Here is a 17,192-nt window from a genome sequence, read left to right as displayed (position 1 = left end):
GGTGTCTAAAAAGTGTCAAGAGAATATTTCTCTCACTTTTTGGCCCTGTTCTTTTTTATGCTCATCGAGTAAATGAGTGTAAATATCGAGGGTGATTGAGATGGTTGAGTGTCCTAATCGTTTGGAGATATATTCAATCGGTATACCCTTGCTTAGTAGATATGAAGTATGAGTATGACGTAAGGCATAGGGTGTTATTTTCTCATCGTTAAGGTTGATTTGTTTCTTAGTGTGATTAAATGCTTTCTTGACTGCAGTATGGCTCAAATGAAATAGTCTGCCATCTATGTGCCTTGGCAGCTGTGCAATCTTTGTATTAAGGGCTGTAATATCTTTCTGACTGACTTCAACATCACGGGGTGAATTACTTGTTTTGGTACCGGGCAGATGAATGATTCCAGGGGCCTTATTCAGATCAGCGAGTGTCATATTAATCATATCGCTGAAACGTGCACCAGTAATAGCCATCAAATAAAGAAATACATAACTCATTTCTTCTCGTGTTTTAAAATATGCGAGCATACCCTCATACTGTTCTATAGTCATATACTTTGCTTCTTCAGATTTAGGTTTTTTAGTGCCTTTAACATCAATTTGATATGTCGGATCTTTTGATAGATAACCATCATATACAGCATCTCTTAGACAAGGAGAAATACATCCATGAACTTTCCTGACTGTTTCAGTCGATCTGCCTTTTCCATACTGATTTAAAAATTTCTGATATTCAGATCTCTTTATATTTTTTACTAACATGTTATTCCCAAAGTATTCTTTAAATAATTTTAAAGAACGTTCGTACCAGTAGTACTGTTTTTCAGCTACAGTCTTCTTGTTTTTTATCTCAAGCCAGTCAATGTAATATGCTTCAAATGTTTTTTCGTTTCTAACAAGTTGCCCATCTTGTAGCTGACGAATAATTTCAAGGGCTGCAGCATTTGCTTCACTCTTTGTTTTAAATCCAGCTTTTCTTTCTTTTCCGTTTTTGAAAGAAGGGTGTTTTATATCATACATCCAGCTGAACGATTTCTTATTCTGTCTTTTCGAAACGGTATAGTTAATCATAAAATGACTCCTTTTTCTGAAAAATGGTGTAAAAAAATAAGGGTATTAATTAACCCTTATTGATTTTGTTGAACTTCTTGAGACCATTGATCATATTCTTGCTGTGTGATTGTTCCTTCTTGAAGCAACTGATCAAGATTTGCTTGTGCTTCTTCAGGTGTAGGTTCATGGTATTCATCTTCGCTAGATGTAGACTCTTCTGATTTACTTTTAAACAGATAATCGTAATTAGGATTTGATGATGGGTTAACATCATATACAGGTGTCTCTGCTCCGGATTCTACTCTTAATGAACTTTCATATGCTTTAGCAGCATATCCTTCCATAACATTTCCTTGTGGAATCACGCCATTTTCCACTGCACTTTTATAAGCAATGATTTTATCGCCCTCATCATAATTGCCATATACAATACTTTCTAATGTGCCACGATCAGTTACGTTATAGAAATCAACCACTGCTTGTTCAGTTGTTGGTATTTCTGTTGTAATATTTTCAGTAGTCGCTTGCTCAGTTGTAACAGCTTCTGTTGTTGGTGTTTCAGTAGTTACTTCTTTAGTAGCTGGTCTCTCAGTAGTCGCTATTTCGGTAGTAGTTTTTTCAGTACTCTTTTTTTCTTCGTTTGTTTCCTTTTCTGTTTTTACCTCACTATTATTACATGCTGCAAGTAGTACAAAAGAAGACAATGTTAATACTAAAACTTTTTTCATATTAGTTACCTTCCTGACTATTTTGCGCAATAGTTTTTAATAAATCTATAATTTCATTATTTTGTTTAATAATTTCATCTTGTTGAGCAATCAGAGTGTAGTTTTGCTTTTGTTGGACTATATTAGATTTCATTACGGCTTGCTTATCAATGCTTAAGGTGGTGAATGCGGCCCAGTTATTTGTAAAAGAATTTAATTTTGAATCACTCACTAAAGGGTGGATAGCATTCATAGTTACTTTAGTTGGGTTATTTATACCTTGTTTTGATAACCAATTAGAGTGTTTTAAATCATCTTGAGTGACAGCATCATCAATCGTTGGCAACTCAGCAGTGCCCTCATTAATGTAGGTCCATACTAAATCATCTCTTTGTGGACGTGGTAGAGACTTGAATAACTTCTTTTCATCAGATGATAAAGTTTTTACATACTCACTTTCTTTCATTCCAATCTTCCATTGCTCCTTAACAGTGTAATTGCCCATTAATTATTCCCCCCTTAAATCTTTATATTTATAAACCATCAAAGGATCAAATCTAATTAGATAATCACCATGAATAGTAGATAATCCGTGTCTTTGTTTATAATGTTCGATTGCTTCAAAAATATATTCTTCAGTAACTCCGAAGTGTATAGCCATCTCAAATATATTGTGAACACCAATAGACCAAGCTTCAATTAAACCATCGAAAGTAATGATTAATTCATGCCCAAAACGACGAGCTCTGACTTCCTGCTTCATGTTTTCAATTTTAGAATAATCAGTTATATCTCCAGCTGAGGTAAAATGATGCCCAATTTCCTCCGCTAATATTTCTACCGATTTTTCAGGAGACAGTTGTTTATCAAGATAAATTACTCCGTTCTTATACAATCCTGGCATCTTTTTTGGCATCGGTCGTTCAATCAATTTGAATCCTGATATACTTGCCAGTTGTTCGTAAGTATTTATAGCTATCAACTCCCTTACGGTAGACCCTCTATTTATTTTTATGACCTGCTTTGATTCCTTTTATGAAAGCTACAATCTCTTTCATTTCTTCTTCAGTTACATCATCATCAATGTGAGCTGCGATTGTATCTAACTCACTTGTATCTTGTATATCATCAATTCCGCCTAACTGATTTAACGTTACACCAAAGAAGTTAGCGATAACTTTAGCATGATCTAATGATGGAGAAATTTCGCCTTTTTCCCAACGATGTAGAGAAGCTCTAGAAAACTTCATATCGCTTGGAGCTTTTTTGTTAAGTTCAGCAGTAAGCGCATCAAGTGAGTAACCTCTATTTTTTCTTAATGTGATTAATCTACTCGCGAAGTCGGTCATATTTAAGTTTCCTCTCAAAATTTGTATTTTTATAAATTTAATAATAAATTTAATTTCTCATTTTTGCAAGGTATTTTACAAACTTTTTTCCCATTTTTGAAAAATGTTTGTTGACTTCTCAAAAATGGGATAGTAATATTTAATTATGAAATCTCATTTTTGAGAAATTTTCTAGTGATTGAGGTGATGAGTTGAAAAAAGAACGCTATGTAAAGTTACGTGTAGCTTTGGAAGAACGAGGTATTAAGCATAAGGAAGTAGCTGATTTAATCGATGTAACAGTAGGTACATTTAGTCAAAAAATTAACAGAAATAAGAGCAACTTTACGATTGATGAAGCTGCAGCAATTGCTAAGCATCTCAACGTTACGATTGACGAGCTTTTTTCTGATTAAAATTTCTCATATATGAGAAAATGGGAGGTGGTGAATGGTGAATATCCAACTTGAATTAAATTCACTGGAAGAAACTATTACTGAGGTAATTAAAAAGGCTTTACCGTCTCAAGAATATGTTGGATTCGCTGATACAGATGAGTTTCAGCGAATCAGTGGCATATCAGATGCAGATCTAAAAAAGAAAGTATATCCGAATGCTGAATTTAAAAAAAGGTTTATAAGGAGATTCCCAGGTAGTCGTAAACGTTATATCAAAATTAAGCCTGCAATCGATTATATTTGGGACTACTTACTTGAAGGAGAGTAAAACATATGAAGGATACAGCACAGTTTTTAGTGGTGTTAATTGCATCAGGAGCCATTAGCTTATCAATTACACTTTCTCTTGCGTATATTTCAATAATTGAGCAAGGAAACGGACCTGGATTGATATTGATTTTAACTCTTTGTTTATTTGCAGCAATCGGCCATCTCACGAAGGAAGCTTGGGGTTGGTTTGCATAAAAAAACGATCAGGCAGGCACCTGATCGTTAAGGGCAATTAATAAAATTTACAAAGTAATTATAACACAAAAGGAGTTAGAAATCATGCTCGAATTAAAAGTGAGTAATCAATTAGTACCTGTACGAGAAAATGAATCGGGCGAAGTGGTCGTCAGTGCAAGAACGTTGCATAGAGAACTGGGTGTGAAGACTCGATTCAGTTTATGGGCAGATCAGAACTTCAAACATTTCAAACTCGGTAGAGATTTTACAAGTGTAGTTGCAACTACGGTTGTTAATAATGGAGCTATCAGAAACCTTGAAGACTTTTCTATGTCACTAGAGATGGCAAAGCATATTGCAATGATGTCCGGAACAGAAAAAGGCTATCAAGTACGAGAATATTTCATCCAAGTAGATAATGCATGGAACAGTCCAGAGATGGTCATGAAGCGGGCTTTGCACTTTGCAGATAAGAAAATCATCAGGCTTGAAGAGAAGATTGAAGCGGATAAGCCTAAAGTACTATTTGCAGATGCAGTAGATGCAAGTACAAGCTCCATACTTATTGGAGAACTGGCTAAGCTGCTTAATCAGAATGGTGTGCGTATTGGACAGAACAGACTATTTGAATGGATGAGAAAAAATGGCTATTTGATTAGACAGCGTGGAGAAAACTATAACCTACCTACTCAGAGAAGTATGGATATGAAGTTAATGGACATTAAGAAGAGAACTCATAACAATCCGGATGGTTCTATTAGAACTACTAGAACAACAAAAATAACAGGTAAGGGTCAGCAGTATTTTATTAATAAGTTTTTACAGGAGGAAAAGCGTCATGACGATATACAGAACACATAAAGAATCGGGACGTTTTATGATCCTGGATAAAACATCAATAAAAGACCATAACCTAAGTCTTAAGGCAAAAGGATTGCTGGCGACAATGCTCGAGAAACCGGACGGCTGGAAATTCTATGAGGCAGAGCTAGTTAAAAGTTGTAAGGATGGTAAGGACAGTGTGAAAGCAGGCATTAAAGAGTTGATTGAAGCAGGTTATCTTAGACGTTCAAGAAGTAGGGATGAAAAGGGACGTCTTGGTGCTTACGATTATGACGTTTTCGAGACACCTATCCAGAACGGAAAAACCGATGTAGGAAAAACCTACGTAGGAGAATCCAACAACGGGTTTTCCAACGTAGGAGAATCCGTCCCTAGTAATAATAACTTAAGTAATAATGACTTAATAAATAATAACTTAAGTAATAATGACTTGAATGATTCGAATGATAAAGAGCAAGAACCAGGTCATACAAATCATACGAATCATTTTTCATCTGACAATTTTGTAGATGACTCTCAAGAACAAAAAGAAGTTGAACTACAGAACATGCCTCCGATGATTGCCAGCTACCTTATGAAGTTTGAAATTGACGAGATACATGTTCTCAAATCCGCTCTACTCAAAGCAAAATCAAGCTTTAATTCTGATGATGATGTGATGGCCATGACACTTGAAGATATTGAAGAGCATATCGTTAACATGCTTAAACGGATCAATCAAAAACGGAAGAAAAGTAATGAATCTATCGAATCGTTAGAACGATATATTTTCACAAGTGCTAAAAAAGTGTTTTATAGCAATGCTAAATTCTTCGATGATGATGAACCGCTTCTTGATCCGAGTAATGTAATTGTCTTCCAGGGTTCAGAAATCACTAATTTACCGGACTATGAAAGAGCTGGTGCAAGATGACAAACACAGCAATCGACGAAATCAACAGATTGACAGGAGAGTATGAGTTTCCAGTTCGAGTACTTGAAGATGTATATGGACGTATACAGAGTTGTCAGGAAGAGCACTACGTAGCTTTGCAGCTACGATATCTACAAAATCTAATCAAGTACACAGAAGTCGAAAGGAAGGAAGGATAGCATGAATGAATTAGTAAATGAGTTGCAAGCAATCAAGGAAGACTCGTTAGAAGAGAATATGGATGAGGTCGTAGAGCAAATTATAAATCGAGCTAAAGAAATGGCAGCTGCTGGCTTTGATCAATTAATTCTTAGGGGTGATGCCTCCTCACAGGATATGGCACTAAGATTCGTTGCTTCAAATCCTGAAAAGGTTGTTAGTGCAATCATTGATAAACATGGTCTTTCGGAGAACCGTTGCCAAGTCTTAACTAGAAATTTAGTCGGTATGAAAGGTTTAATCAAATTAAATTGGGGAGCTATGCCAAATGATAAATAGAGTCGTACTTGTCGGACGTTTAACTAAGGACCCTGAATACAGAGTGACACCATCTGGCGTAGCAGTCGCGACATTCACACTGGCAGTCAATCGCACATTTACGAATGCGAATGGTGAAAGGCAAGCAGACTTTATCAACTGTGTTGTTTTCCGGAAGCAAGCAGAGAATGTTAATAACTATCTTAGTAAAGGCTCACTGGCTGGCGTAGACGGACGTTTGCAGTCAAGAAGCTATGACAACCAGGAAGGACACAAAGTGTACGTCACAGAGGTTGTGTGTGACTCAGTGCAGTTCCTAGAACCTAAAGCTGCTAATCAGAATAGAAAGACTACTGAAGACTTTGAGGATGCATACGAGGACCATATCAGTGGACGGACCGCTTCACCTGGTCAGAATCAGAGCGCACAACACAATGGCAACCTTTCACCAGGAGCGGGCAACAATCCATTCGCAAATCAAACAGGACCTATCGACATCAGTGATGATGATCTGCCGTTTTAAGGAGGATGAAAATGAAAATTAATGAATTTATAGAGTTGGTTAAAATATTAGACAATAAACTCACAGTGATGAATGAAAGTAAAATCAAGGTCAAATACAACGGAGTGACTGTAATGTATATCGGACCGAATCAGCACCAGTTTAATAATGATTTTAGTAACTTCCAGTCATTAGGACCAATATTAAAAGAAAATCTTTTCAACCTTGGACGCGACCTTGCAGCGACACCACCTTTAGAACGGATTGATGAAAAAAAATACAGCTTGAAATTATGTGAAGTTTTCGGCGGAAATAATAAAGAATACATTAATTTAGATTTAATTAATAATCGCTACATGTTCAATAATAAAAGCCAAACCCATTCATTTATAACATCATTTACTAAATCAGAAATTGATATGATGCCGGATGAAATTAGAACAATGATTTCTTATAAAATTTTAATTCCGGAGTTAGTCCGATGAATAGAACAGATAGTAATCACAACAAGTGGATATATGAATCGGATGGAACTCTTGCAGCAAACAAGATCAAGATGAAAGGCGGTGTGCAGTTCGTCGGTTGTAGCGATAAACACCCTCAGATGGAATACATGAGAGATAGTGAGTTAGTTAATTATATGCAACGTAACAATCTTTATTATAAAGAGCAGCTGAAAACTGAAAGTAAAGATACAAGAAGTCGCAGACAACCGGACCTATTCGAAGTGATGCGTGATTATGCTAAATAACAGGAGGATAAAAGGATGAATACTAAAAACAATTTATCAACACTCGCAGACGGTGCAGTACAGGAACGCTTTGATGATGCATTCGCAAAAGTACTGGAAAACATTCACGACCTTAACACAGATCCCGAAAAGAAACGGAAGGTCACACTTGAGATATCAATTGCATCTGACGAGAGTCGTGAAATTCTCTTCCTGGATGTCCAGGCTAAGACATCACTTCAGTCACGTAAGCCGGTACCAATCAAGATGATGACTGGATTAGATGAGAAAGGGGTGGCAGTGGCAAAAGAACTTAAATCAGGTATTAAGGACCAGACCTATTTTGATGACAAAGGCACAGTGAGAGAAGATGACGGCAAGCCAGTGGACCAGAAAAAAGTAACATCAATCAAACAGAACTCAATGTTCAACTAAAAAGGAGAATAAAAAATGATTAAAGAAGCTATGCAATATATTGCACAACATACCAACAGACGATACAGAGTAGGTGACAGAACATTCTTGATTGTTGATGAACGACTGCAAGAAATAACTGAACCTATAGCAAAGGCATTCAAGATTGCAACACTGAGTGGACTTGTTGATTATCTCAACAGCGACTTCGACACAGACCAGGAGCAGATAAAACTATCAGTCGTTGTCCATGACCACCGGACAGTGAAAGTCATGGGACAGTTAAACGATAATGCTGACCGTGATCAGTTCTTAGTAGTGGAAGCGGAACTGCCTGCAGTGACATTAGGAAGCTATCTGGAGCTGGAAGAGTTCAACGTACAGATGCAGTCAGTATTCGTGCCTAATGAAGAAACAGCAAACGTATTAAGACTCGTCGGTAATATTCGAAGCGAAAACGTGCGTAACCAGAGTGATAACGGCATTACGCAGAGTGTTGAAGTCAGACAAGGCATTGCAACAGTCGGCAGTGAACAAGTGCCTAATCCGGTTCATCTGAAACCATTCAGAACATTCACGGAAGTGACTCAGCCGGAATCAGCGTTTGTCTTCCGTTTACGCGAAGGACGTAACGGCGTTGAAGCAGCGTTATTTGAAGCAGATGGCGGCGCATGGAAGAACGTGGCCAGAAAATCAATCGCAGACTATCTCAGAGAGAACATCAACCGTAAGAACGTCACTATTTTAAGCTAACAGACAGGGGCTTCATGCTCCTGTCATTAATTATCAACAACTTATCAATATAAATATTGGAGGCATCAAGTTTAACATGCATCATTCAAACGATAAAAGAACAGAGAAAGACTGTTTAGACAGAATAAGAGAATTACTCGGAAAGTAGTGGACGTATGAAACAGGACGCATTTAAACAATATGGATTAAGCCGCTATGCCAGCCAGATACTGCAGCGCTACAGACGTTATGCGCAGTGTACCTATAAGCTGACTGATAAAGGCTCAATCAAGCAGCTGGAAATAGCAGAGGTGATAGATAACCAGATCATTGAAGCGGATACCTGGGACGCAGTGGCCTATAAGCTCAACGAAAGAATGTATAGCGATGCCTTTATGAGACTGATGATAGCAAAGGAGAGATGGGCGACTGATGGAGACATCTAACACAACAATCACATCTGACGATTATATTGCAGGATTTGATAACACAGTTAAACAGTCAGCTCAACAGCTGGCTGAGAACGCTAAGGGGGATGAAGCGGATGAATAGAGTAAGCAGAGGTGTTGTATTTAAAAACTCTTTTACAAAGGAGTTATACAAGGTCAGCAGAATTAAAAGAATCAAACGAAAGCCCTGGGCGGTTATGGTCAACTTTAAAAATAATAGAGAACTAAAGTTGATAAAAGTGACTGATCTGAAGCGGTCAGTCATCTGGAAGGAAGTTATGAATCCAGGTGACAGCGAAATGATCGCGCCAGTTAAATCTTCAAAAGATACTATGGCTGGAGCAGCTGGAGAAGTAAAAGGAAACCTAAATGAGGCTGGAATCGAGATTGTAAAATCAGCTCAATCAGCAACGCAACGACTTGTCAATGCAGCACAATCCATCAGAAGTATGTTCAGAAGCGGAGGTAAAATGAATGGCTAAAATGATTATGTCAACCGGTAAAGTCATTCTAACAGTCAGCGGAGCAGCATTACTGCTCCGCTTCATTTCTCAGACATTCGCTGAGGGTGAGGATGCAATCGATACCTATTACAGCAATGACACAAACAGTGGAACATACCAAGGCGAACGTTGTTTCAGACCGCCATTTTTGAAGTAGGCAGCCTATGCAGAATAAAGAGGAGAAGCGGCTGTCGGTAGGCGCCATCATCGAGGACAAGAGAAGTTTCAAGCGATATAAAGTCACTGGCATGAATAAACGCATTGTGTGCTTTGAAAGCATCAGAGGACCATTGTTTGCAGGCGGCGTATGGAAAAGCTGTTTTGACGAAAACTTTAGAATAATTAAGGAGGGATGGCAGCGTGCCGGAAAATAATGTGACAGTTATTCCAATTACGTACAAGGATGTCAAAGGCTTTGATAAGCCGATGAATTCCCCAAGACCCAGATTTAAGAGAGTGGGAAATAGCGTTCGAACGTATATGCCCGCTTCTTATATGCATCATAAGGCATTTATTGCAGCTCAGATGCCAAGGCTTGAGTTGACCGGACAGATTAAGATCACGCTGATGTTCGGCATGCCGGTGCCAGCAAGTACGTCCAAAGTTAAAAGAGAACGGATGTACGGTACTTATCATAACAAGAAGCCTGATATTGATAACCTGGTCAAGACGGTCCTGGATGCAGCGAATAAGCATGTGTGGGTAGATGATGGTCAAATCGTATCATTAGTAACTGAGAAGCGGTATACACAACACCCTAAAATACTGATGACAGTTGAAGAGATAGAGAAAGGACTGGTGGAGTAGATGATTAAGTTATCTAAAATAATTAAACGTATTAAACTACCTGGAATTATTAGACGGTATAAGAGTATGGATTCGGTCAATCGTGTCGGTCGTGGTCATATAGACGGTAAACCCGTTTTTGTACTGATGATTGGTTATAAAAGAGATGACTACGATAAACTAGTTGATCCTAGAAAAGATGCGAAAGAAACAATCATTTACGAATTTGATAATGTGCGAAAAATTGATAACTGGATTGAAGTCTTAAATCAAATCAAAAGCGAAATAGAGGCAGAGTAGATGATACAAGAAGGTGCAGAAGTAAGATTTGGAGCCGAATAAGAGGGCGACGGATAAGTATCTGGAAATGATGTTTGGAGGATGGGAGAAATAGAACTTAATAAAATCTACAACGAAGAATGTTTGGAAGGTATGAAAAAAATTCCTGAAGGGTCGATAGACTTAATCGTCTGCGACCCGCCTTATGGGACGATGAAGAACTCGCTTAAAGGTGCGTTTAAAAAAAGAAAAGACGGCACTATAACTCAATATAGTAGACGAGAACATTTGTGGGACACAATTATCCCTACTGAAGAATTATTTAACGAATATGCAAGAGTGTTGCGCGATAACGGAAGGATTGTGTTATTTAGTCAAGAACCTTATACATCGCATTTAAGAAGTTATAAATGTGGTTCTATAATCCAATTTAATTATCCCATGATATGGAAGAAGAATAATGCTGGAAATATTTTAGGCGTTAAGAAAGCACCTGTTAACTATTTTGAAGACATATCAGTGTGGTCAAAAAATTATGACTATAATAATCTCTCAGAACTCAGAAATTACGTAAGAGAGTTGAAAAATTTTATAGGTTTGAACTCAAGTGAAATTAATAAAAAAGTAGGAAACTATAAATTTGTACATTTTTTAAGTCCTGATGGTTTGCAATTTAAAATAGTTCCTGAACAAACCTACAACCAACTTATCGAAGTCTTCAACATCGACAAATGGAAAGGTTTCAAGCCGTACGAAGAACTTAAAGCGCTCAACGTCAGACACCCGAGAATCTTCAATATTCCTGAAGGTCAGAAATTTGCGTCAAATGTCTTGGAGTTTAATAAGAAGCCGGGATTTCACCCAACACAGAAGCCAGTTGATCTTATTGAACATCTTATCAAGATTTATAGTCACGAGGGCGATACAGTACTAGACAACTGTATGGGTTCAGGAACAACTGCAATCGCGTGCATGAATACGAATCGTAATTTTATCGGGTTTGAGATGGATGAAACTTTTTATAAAAAATCCATCGAACGAATTAATAATCATCGAGTAACAGGTAAGCAAATTGATATATTCGAGGTGTAACCATTGGACCTATACGAAGACACCCTACACGGCGGTTTCTACACCATTACAGGCAAGAACAAGAAATACTACATCTTAGCTGGCACGGATGCGATTTAACACAGTGACCGCATACGTGCCACGGGATGTGTTTGTACGGACATTTAAGAGAGTGGGGAGTAAGGATGGCACAAAAAGCTAAGCGAGTGAACATTACTACTAAAAAAGACGAATACGTATTCGAAGATGTGAAAACGATTCACACTAACGCTGACTATGAGTTTTTTGAACTTGAACATGCTGACGGAGCGAAAACATTTGTGAATATCAAGGACTATCGCATTTTACAGGCAGGCAAAGATGTACACATTGAGATTTATTGAGGAGGAGAACCAATGAAAATTAAAGAGATGCACAATGCCACTAGAGAACTTGTTAAGAATTATAACGAGGATAATCTGATTAAAGTTGCAAAGAATTATAAGCAATTACTGGATAAGGCTGATATTGAAGTGAACCTTTGGGTTGATGCTATCGAGGAACTTATTGAAAAACTGGACAATGACGAAACAACTATTACTAGTGTGTTAGAAGAGGCAGCCATGTTGATAAGTGAATACCATAATTTACTGGCTGATTTCAGACAAAAAGGTTTGATCAGTTATCAATCTTTACTGGGTGCGCCGATATTCTTGTTGCAAGTGGTCTACATCTATAAACACCCGAAATTTGATGGAGATATTTACGATTTTGATAACCAAAAATTTGACGAAATTATGGGGGAGAAGTGATGACGCAAGATAAAAGAACAGGCTGGCTTGCAGAATTAAAGGTCGGCGATCGAGTAATCATCCACGAGAGTCAATATGGAGCTATTACAAATAGAATCGGAAGAATCCAAAAAATTACCCCAGCAGGCAAGATTGATGTTTTAAACCGACGCTTTGACGAAGAAGGTAGACAAAGAAATGGTTACGGGTATTGGGGGGGATTAATTCAGTATTCGGAAGAGAAAGTCGCTGAAATCAATGCGGAGGAAAAAAGAAAAAAATTAATGCGAATCCTCAGAGATTTCGATTGGACAACTACGCCTTTAAAAGATTTAGAAGAAATCGCTAAGAAGGTGGGTGTGCTATGAGACAAGCCGACAACCTAACAGACATCAACAACATCCTGCCTTTAGTTAAGAAACAGTTACGCAAGCAGAATGAGAAGGGTTTAGCTAAGTATGGTACAGCACTCAAGGATAATGATCTAACCGTCCTTGAGTTGCTTGACCACTCTATTGAAGAGAAGGTAGATGATTTACAGTACACCATCATTGCAAGAGAGCGAGTAATCGAACTCGAGGAAAGATGGGAGAAGTTGAAAGAACATATAGCATCAGCAGGAAGAGCGTCAGACTGTGACTTAAGATTTGTTTTAGCTTTAATCGTAGATAAAATGAACGAACTCGAACGAGGTGAAGAGTAGATGAACTTTATCGAGCGTTATATCATCGCATCACTCGATTATATAGGTTACCACTACTGGTTGCCTTTAGTCGATGCAGTAGCAGACGCAATCAAATTTCACATACAGTGCTGGATAACGTTAATCAATTGGATTAGAGGTGAAGAGTAGATGAATGATAAAAACATTAAAACATTATTGATTGGACTTGCTCAAAAACTAGAGCAAGTCGCAGATGAAACAGTTGACCCAGAAACTCAAGAAGAGCTTCATAATATTTCAGAAGCTTTAATTGATGAAGCATTTAGGATACAGGAGGACACGCAATGACCTACAAATTCAGCGTGTGGCAGGTAATGGTGTAAATCAACGGACATCATATTGAGCCGGTAAGTCAGTTACTTACAACAAAAGAACGGGCACGTATCGAACTCGAAAACCTAAGAGAGCAATTCGCAGGACATGACCTATTTATTAAAGAACATAAAGTGGAGGGATAAATGATGCCGATTAGAATACGGAGACAAACTAAAGTGGATCTTAATGAAACAGTTACAGTAAAGTGTCCAGATGGAATCACGAGAACATTTAGATATGGAGGGCAAGCAGAATGATATCAACTGAACGCATTTACGAAATCGAAGAAAAGGATTTCCTTGGAATATTTCAGAAAGCGTGGACGCATGGTCCCAGTGCAACGATTGGAGGCTTTCCTGCAGGGCAGAAAGCTCATCCAGTCGCAGTGATTAGATACGAGGGACGACTACGTGAAGTATATCCGGCACAAGTGGAATTTAAGGAGGGTATGAAGAATGATTAAAATGACAACAGAGTTATTCAACAAGTTCGCAACTAAGCAGGAAGAGCTGGATCGAATGATTAGAACGAAATTCAATTTCAGCGATGACGACTGGGACTTTGATTTAGACACCAAGCATCAAATCGCCTTAAAAGTAGAGGTGGCAGAGTTCATCAATAATTGCTACGACTTGTGGAAGTACTGGAAACAGAAAGCAGTCAATCCAGATTTAATTCTTGGGGAGGCAGTGGATGTCATCCATTTCATCCACCTCATCCTAAACAAAAGGCAGTTATCAGCAGAGGCTCATATCGCCCACATCATTGTGGAGCGAGTGAGATATGCAAGCAGAATGAGTTACGCCGACATTCTCGATGACATGCTTAATTCATCAGACGTTTATGAAATCTATGCTGGGTTGCTTCTCATCCTCGACCACTACTCATTCACCCTCGAAGACATCGAACAAGCCTATGACAGAAAGAACGCAGAGAATCATGCAAGACAAGAGCGAAACTACTAAGAAAGACATCCTGGAAGAAGTCAAACGGATACTAGGGAGGTAATGTCATGCTGAAGATTATCACAGGCATCGCACTCATTGACGTGTTTATCATACGTGTATTTCATATGGTAGGGCGATGATGCGGATAAAATAAAAGTTTTATTTAAAAATATATAGAGGGATAAATTATGCAATATAGAAAATTTAAATCAATGATGTTAGTTTATGGTGCAAAAGTTATAGAAGGTGATAATGAATTAATTATTGTAACTGAACAAGACGGAAGTGAACTTGCAAGAGTGTCTACAAAGCAAATGTTCAATATAAAAATGGACGATAATTTAAATGAATTAAAAGGACATGTAGCAAATGTAATTTATAATTTTTGTGATTCATTAGCGAGAACACCTATTGACGAAAGATAAAATTAAACATTTATCACGAAAAATTCAACGTGTAAAGGAGGTGCTGGGCAAGTGATTAAGATTCTCGAATTGTTCGGTGGAATCGGCGCACCTAGAAAAGCCTTGCTCAATCTCGGCTATCCTCATAAATCCATCGATTATGTGGAGATAGACGAAAAGGCAGTACGCACATACAACGCACTGTACGACCATCTGCACAAACCGCAGTCAGTCATCGGTTGGAACTTGAGACCTGATATTCTGGTGCATGGCAGCCCTTGTCAGGACTTCTCGAGAGCTGGTAAGCGATTAGGAGGCAAAGATGAAGATAAGACACGTTCATCACTTATGTGGGAAACGTTACGCATCATCAAGTCGATGGGCGAATGGAAGCCCAAAGTGGTCATCTGGGAAAACGTCAAGGGCGTACTTGCAAAAGATATGATACACAGCTTCAACAAGTATTTCATCGAGATGGAGCGTCTCGGCTATACATCCAATTACGATGTCCTGGATGCGAGGCACTTCGGCATTCCACAGACAAGGGAAAGAGTGTTTGTGGTTAGTATGTTGAATGGCGAGTGGTTCGATTTCAGCAGGTTACGCACTAGACCGATGCAGCCGATTCAAAAATTCCTGGAGAACAATCCGGATGACAAGTACACAGTAACATCACAGTCCATGCTATCCCGAATCAGAGGGTCATCGACATTCGTACCGCCATCAGAACGGACATTTAAGGGCAGTTGCGAAGTTATTGATCAATACGCCTATACAGTCACTACAAGACAGGACAGAAGTCCGAATAGTGGCGTGGTTAAAATAGCCGACAACAAATACAGACTACTGACAGAAAGAGAGTGCTGGAGACTGATGGGATTTGACGATGAGGACTTTGACAAGGTAGCAGCAGAACATCCGGCAAGGCCGCAGTTTAAGAATGCGGCACTCTATCATCAGGCAGGCAACAGCATAGTGGTCCAGGTGCTAGAGGCGATATTTGAGCTTATATTAAGCAAAGTAGAGGAGAGGGAGGACAAATAAAAAAGAGCCTTCAAAGGCTCATGCTGTAATTATCCACAAACTAATTATAACATGAGGAGGCTCTACATGAAGGATTTACTCATACAATATTTACAGTCGGCTGATGACATGAAGAGACGGATAGATGCTTACAAGATAGAGCATGCTGATGTGATTGAGGCGTACAAGAAACAGGGCAAGGAAAGCCTGGGCGATAGACAGAAGGCAGCGTGTCCTGTCATGCAGGAACTCACCACGATGAACGGCATGTACAATGAACTGCTGTTTGTGATTGAGTGGCTGCGGATAGGACACAATCCGAATGTGAATAATGCGATTGAGCGGCGGCAGGTGTATCTGGTTGATCAGCAGGTGCTGGAAGTGGCGATAGAAAATAATCAATACGTCAAAGTATCTGATGATGAGTACACGGACTATATCTCCAACGCAGACAGTCCTATCAGCCACGCACTGCGACGGTTATCGCCGAGGGAACTCGAAGTATTCATCATGATGAAATGCGAGGGAATGAGTGCTGGAGACGTTGCCCAGCTGCTTCATGTGAGAGTGACATCTGTTGAATCATATCTAGAGCGAGCGAAGAAGAAAATTGATGATGAGTTATATAGCAATCTATTCTTAGTAGTGTAAAGTAAAAATACTTGTCAGCTTGCGGTGGTTTATATACATTAGTGTAAAGTAAAAATACTTGACGACATACTTCGGTATGTCGTCTTTCTTATGTCATACACACAGGTGATCCATTATGTATCTAGACTGATGAGTCTTTAAACTATTGAGGTGACAAGCAATGACAACATTGACTAGAGAAGAACGTGTCAAGTTATATAAAAGTAGAGCATGGCAAGTGACACGTAAGTTAGTTCTCGAAAGGGATAACTATGAATGCCAAGAATGTAAAAGAAATGGCAGAGTATTCACTAATCAACATAAACCAGATAAACACAAACGACTTGATGTTGACCATATCAAGTCGCTGGAGCATCATCCCGAACTCGCATTCGATATGGATAATCTGGAAACTCTTTGTGTGAAATGTCATAACAAAAAAGAAAATAGATTTCATCCTAATCAAAGTAAAAAGAAAAAGTGGCATGATGAATTTTGGTGATACCCCCCGGTCAAAAAGTTTGCGATTGGATAATACCGTGGGGAACGGTATGGGGACTCTTCTCTCCACATTTAAAGCACTTTTTCTTCACGTGAGGGGGGTGCAAAAAGGGGAGGGGGGGTACGCTTGACAATCCCAGTAACGACGCTAAGGAAACACATTATGGGGTGTATAAATAATGATGATTTATT

General features: G+C 38.6%; 36 protein-coding genes. 31 read left to right on the top strand and 5 right to left on the bottom strand.

Going from position 1 to position 17,192, the window contains the following annotated elements; all coding sequences use genetic code 11:
- Nucleotides 1-15: 15 nt before the first annotated feature.
- From ERX37_RS08040 to ERX37_RS08020, 5 genes are all read right to left on the bottom strand, one after another.
- Nucleotides 16-1,065, bottom strand: a complete 1,050-nt coding sequence (locus ERX37_RS08040) for a tyrosine-type recombinase/integrase (RefSeq protein WP_133430160.1) — start codon at nt 1,063-1,065, stop codon at nt 16-18.
- 56 nt (nt 1,066-1,121) lie between these two features.
- Nucleotides 1,122-1,775, bottom strand: a complete 654-nt coding sequence (locus ERX37_RS08035) for a hypothetical protein (protein ID WP_133430159.1) — start codon at nt 1,773-1,775, stop codon at nt 1,122-1,124.
- A gap of 1 nt (nt 1,776) precedes the next feature.
- Nucleotides 1,777-2,259 (bottom strand): hypothetical protein, encoded by a 483-nt coding sequence (locus ERX37_RS08030; protein WP_133430158.1) that lies wholly within the window; start codon nt 2,257-2,259, stop codon nt 1,777-1,779.
- Nucleotides 2,260-2,262: 3 nt separating this feature from the next.
- A complete protein-coding gene (locus ERX37_RS08025; RefSeq protein ID WP_165982007.1) occupies nt 2,263-2,685 on the bottom strand; it encodes an ImmA/IrrE family metallo-endopeptidase in 423 nt (140 codons plus the stop codon).
- A gap of 70 nt (nt 2,686-2,755) precedes the next feature.
- Nucleotides 2,756-3,103 (bottom strand): helix-turn-helix domain-containing protein, encoded by a 348-nt coding sequence (locus ERX37_RS08020; RefSeq protein WP_133430156.1) that lies wholly within the window; start codon nt 3,101-3,103, stop codon nt 2,756-2,758.
- A 191-nt stretch (nt 3,104-3,294) separates the two neighbouring features.
- Here ERX37_RS08020 and ERX37_RS08015 point away from each other — a divergent pair, with 191 nt between their 5' ends.
- The 31 genes from ERX37_RS08015 to ERX37_RS07875 all read left to right on the top strand — a co-directional run bounded on the left by ERX37_RS08015 (nt 3,295) and on the right by ERX37_RS07875 (nt 17,001).
- Nucleotides 3,295-3,498 carry a helix-turn-helix transcriptional regulator gene (locus tag ERX37_RS08015; protein ID WP_133430155.1) on the top strand — a complete coding sequence of 68 codons (204 nt, stop codon included), beginning with the start codon at nt 3,295-3,297 and terminating at the stop codon, nt 3,496-3,498.
- Between the two features lie 34 nt (nt 3,499-3,532).
- The gene (locus ERX37_RS08010; protein ID WP_229713095.1) at nt 3,533-3,808 is read left to right on the top strand and encodes a hypothetical protein; all 276 of its coding nucleotides are present in this window, start codon (nt 3,533-3,535) and stop codon (nt 3,806-3,808) included.
- 5 nt (nt 3,809-3,813) lie between these two features.
- The gene (locus tag ERX37_RS08005; protein ID WP_133430154.1) at nt 3,814-4,005 is read left to right on the top strand and encodes a hypothetical protein; all 192 of its coding nucleotides are present in this window, start codon (nt 3,814-3,816) and stop codon (nt 4,003-4,005) included.
- Nucleotides 4,006-4,089: 84 nt separating this feature from the next.
- The gene (locus tag ERX37_RS08000; RefSeq protein WP_133430153.1) at nt 4,090-4,848 is read left to right on the top strand and encodes a phage antirepressor KilAC domain-containing protein; all 759 of its coding nucleotides are present in this window, start codon (nt 4,090-4,092) and stop codon (nt 4,846-4,848) included.
- Nucleotides 4,826-5,743 carry a helix-turn-helix domain-containing protein gene (locus tag ERX37_RS07995; RefSeq protein ID WP_133430152.1) on the top strand — a complete coding sequence of 306 codons (918 nt, stop codon included), beginning with the start codon at nt 4,826-4,828 and terminating at the stop codon, nt 5,741-5,743. Before ERX37_RS08000 ends, ERX37_RS07995 begins: the two co-directional genes overlap by 23 nt.
- Nucleotides 5,740-5,922: a DUF6877 family protein gene (locus ERX37_RS07990; protein ID WP_133430151.1), complete on the top strand. Its 183-nt coding sequence runs from the start codon at nt 5,740-5,742 to the stop codon at nt 5,920-5,922. Before ERX37_RS07995 ends, ERX37_RS07990 begins: the two co-directional genes overlap by 4 nt.
- A 1-nt stretch (nt 5,923) precedes the next feature.
- Nucleotides 5,924-6,241, top strand: a complete 318-nt coding sequence (locus ERX37_RS07985; protein WP_133430150.1) for a hypothetical protein — start codon at nt 5,924-5,926, stop codon at nt 6,239-6,241.
- Complete coding sequence (ssb, locus tag ERX37_RS07980; protein ID WP_133430149.1) at nt 6,231-6,743, top strand: single-stranded DNA-binding protein; 513 nt, start codon at nt 6,231-6,233, stop codon at nt 6,741-6,743. The genes ERX37_RS07985 and ssb overlap by 11 nt, the downstream gene beginning before the upstream one ends.
- Nucleotides 6,744-6,754: 11 nt before the next feature.
- Entirely contained in the window at nt 6,755-7,207 is a 453-nt protein-coding gene (locus ERX37_RS07975) for a hypothetical protein (RefSeq protein ID WP_133430148.1), read from the top strand.
- Nucleotides 7,204-7,473, top strand: coding sequence for a hypothetical protein (locus ERX37_RS07970; protein ID WP_133430147.1), 270 nt, complete (start codon nt 7,204-7,206; stop codon nt 7,471-7,473). Before ERX37_RS07975 ends, ERX37_RS07970 begins: the two co-directional genes overlap by 4 nt.
- 15 nt (nt 7,474-7,488) lie before the next feature.
- Nucleotides 7,489-7,887, top strand: coding sequence for a hypothetical protein (locus ERX37_RS07965; RefSeq protein WP_133430146.1), 399 nt, complete (start codon nt 7,489-7,491; stop codon nt 7,885-7,887).
- 15 nt (nt 7,888-7,902) lie between these two features.
- Nucleotides 7,903-8,619 (top strand): hypothetical protein, encoded by a 717-nt coding sequence (locus tag ERX37_RS07960; protein WP_133430145.1) that lies wholly within the window; start codon nt 7,903-7,905, stop codon nt 8,617-8,619.
- Between the two features lie 155 nt (nt 8,620-8,774).
- Complete coding sequence (locus ERX37_RS07955) at nt 8,775-9,044, top strand: hypothetical protein (protein WP_133430144.1); 270 nt, start codon at nt 8,775-8,777, stop codon at nt 9,042-9,044.
- 98 nt (nt 9,045-9,142) lie between these two features.
- Nucleotides 9,143-9,529 carry a hypothetical protein gene (locus tag ERX37_RS07950; RefSeq protein ID WP_133430143.1) on the top strand — a complete coding sequence of 129 codons (387 nt, stop codon included), beginning with the start codon at nt 9,143-9,145 and terminating at the stop codon, nt 9,527-9,529.
- Nucleotides 9,522-9,707 carry a hypothetical protein gene (locus tag ERX37_RS07945; RefSeq protein WP_133430142.1) on the top strand — a complete coding sequence of 62 codons (186 nt, stop codon included), beginning with the start codon at nt 9,522-9,524 and terminating at the stop codon, nt 9,705-9,707. The genes ERX37_RS07950 and ERX37_RS07945 overlap by 8 nt, the downstream gene beginning before the upstream one ends.
- Nucleotides 9,708-9,714: 7 nt before the next feature.
- Nucleotides 9,715-9,924: a hypothetical protein gene (locus ERX37_RS07940; RefSeq protein ID WP_133430141.1), complete on the top strand. Its 210-nt coding sequence runs from the start codon at nt 9,715-9,717 to the stop codon at nt 9,922-9,924.
- A gap of 10 nt (nt 9,925-9,934) precedes the next feature.
- The gene (locus ERX37_RS07935; protein WP_373282934.1) at nt 9,935-10,357 is read left to right on the top strand and encodes a RusA family crossover junction endodeoxyribonuclease; all 423 of its coding nucleotides are present in this window, start codon (nt 9,935-9,937) and stop codon (nt 10,355-10,357) included.
- The gene (locus ERX37_RS07930; protein WP_133430140.1) at nt 10,358-10,636 is read left to right on the top strand and encodes a hypothetical protein; all 279 of its coding nucleotides are present in this window, start codon (nt 10,358-10,360) and stop codon (nt 10,634-10,636) included. It abuts the gene before it with no gap.
- Between the two features lie 81 nt (nt 10,637-10,717).
- On the top strand, nt 10,718-11,707 hold the full coding sequence (locus ERX37_RS07925) for a DNA-methyltransferase (RefSeq protein WP_133430139.1): 990 nt from the start codon (nt 10,718-10,720) through the stop codon (nt 11,705-11,707).
- Between the two features lie 164 nt (nt 11,708-11,871).
- Complete coding sequence (locus tag ERX37_RS07920) at nt 11,872-12,069, top strand: hypothetical protein (RefSeq protein WP_133430138.1); 198 nt, start codon at nt 11,872-11,874, stop codon at nt 12,067-12,069.
- A gap of 12 nt (nt 12,070-12,081) precedes the next feature.
- Nucleotides 12,082-12,477, top strand: coding sequence for a hypothetical protein (locus ERX37_RS07915; RefSeq protein ID WP_133430137.1), 396 nt, complete (start codon nt 12,082-12,084; stop codon nt 12,475-12,477).
- Nucleotides 12,477-12,824 (top strand): hypothetical protein, encoded by a 348-nt coding sequence (locus ERX37_RS07910; RefSeq protein ID WP_133430136.1) that lies wholly within the window; start codon nt 12,477-12,479, stop codon nt 12,822-12,824. The genes ERX37_RS07915 and ERX37_RS07910 overlap by 1 nt, the downstream gene beginning before the upstream one ends.
- Nucleotides 12,821-13,159 carry a hypothetical protein gene (locus ERX37_RS07905; protein ID WP_133430135.1) on the top strand — a complete coding sequence of 113 codons (339 nt, stop codon included), beginning with the start codon at nt 12,821-12,823 and terminating at the stop codon, nt 13,157-13,159. Before ERX37_RS07910 ends, ERX37_RS07905 begins: the two co-directional genes overlap by 4 nt.
- Nucleotides 13,160-13,309, top strand: coding sequence for a hypothetical protein (locus ERX37_RS11430; protein ID WP_165982006.1), 150 nt, complete (start codon nt 13,160-13,162; stop codon nt 13,307-13,309).
- Nucleotides 13,310-13,468 (top strand): hypothetical protein, encoded by a 159-nt coding sequence (locus ERX37_RS11425; RefSeq protein ID WP_165982005.1) that lies wholly within the window; start codon nt 13,310-13,312, stop codon nt 13,466-13,468. It begins immediately after the preceding gene.
- 280 nt (nt 13,469-13,748) lie between these two features.
- Complete coding sequence (locus ERX37_RS07900) at nt 13,749-13,958, top strand: hypothetical protein (RefSeq protein WP_133430134.1); 210 nt, start codon at nt 13,749-13,751, stop codon at nt 13,956-13,958.
- Nucleotides 13,951-14,460, top strand: a complete 510-nt coding sequence (locus ERX37_RS07895) for a dUTP diphosphatase (RefSeq protein WP_133430133.1) — start codon at nt 13,951-13,953, stop codon at nt 14,458-14,460. Before ERX37_RS07900 ends, ERX37_RS07895 begins: the two co-directional genes overlap by 8 nt.
- A 170-nt stretch (nt 14,461-14,630) precedes the next feature.
- The gene (locus tag ERX37_RS07890; protein ID WP_133430132.1) at nt 14,631-14,867 is read left to right on the top strand and encodes a hypothetical protein; all 237 of its coding nucleotides are present in this window, start codon (nt 14,631-14,633) and stop codon (nt 14,865-14,867) included.
- Nucleotides 14,868-14,918: 51 nt separating this feature from the next.
- Nucleotides 14,919-15,890, top strand: a complete 972-nt coding sequence (locus tag ERX37_RS07885; RefSeq protein WP_133430131.1) for a DNA cytosine methyltransferase — start codon at nt 14,919-14,921, stop codon at nt 15,888-15,890.
- A gap of 66 nt (nt 15,891-15,956) precedes the next feature.
- Nucleotides 15,957-16,520 (top strand): sigma factor-like helix-turn-helix DNA-binding protein, encoded by a 564-nt coding sequence (locus ERX37_RS07880; protein WP_165982004.1) that lies wholly within the window; start codon nt 15,957-15,959, stop codon nt 16,518-16,520.
- A 160-nt stretch (nt 16,521-16,680) separates the two neighbouring features.
- Nucleotides 16,681-17,001, top strand: a complete 321-nt coding sequence (locus ERX37_RS07875; protein ID WP_133430129.1) for an HNH endonuclease — start codon at nt 16,681-16,683, stop codon at nt 16,999-17,001.
- Nucleotides 17,002-17,192: the final 191 nt, after the last annotated feature.

It is taken from the genome of Macrococcus hajekii (assembly GCF_004359505.1).
Lineage (GTDB): Bacteria > Bacillota > Bacilli > Staphylococcales > Staphylococcaceae > Macrococcus > Macrococcus hajekii.
This window is presented reverse-complemented; position numbering and strand designations above follow the sequence as displayed.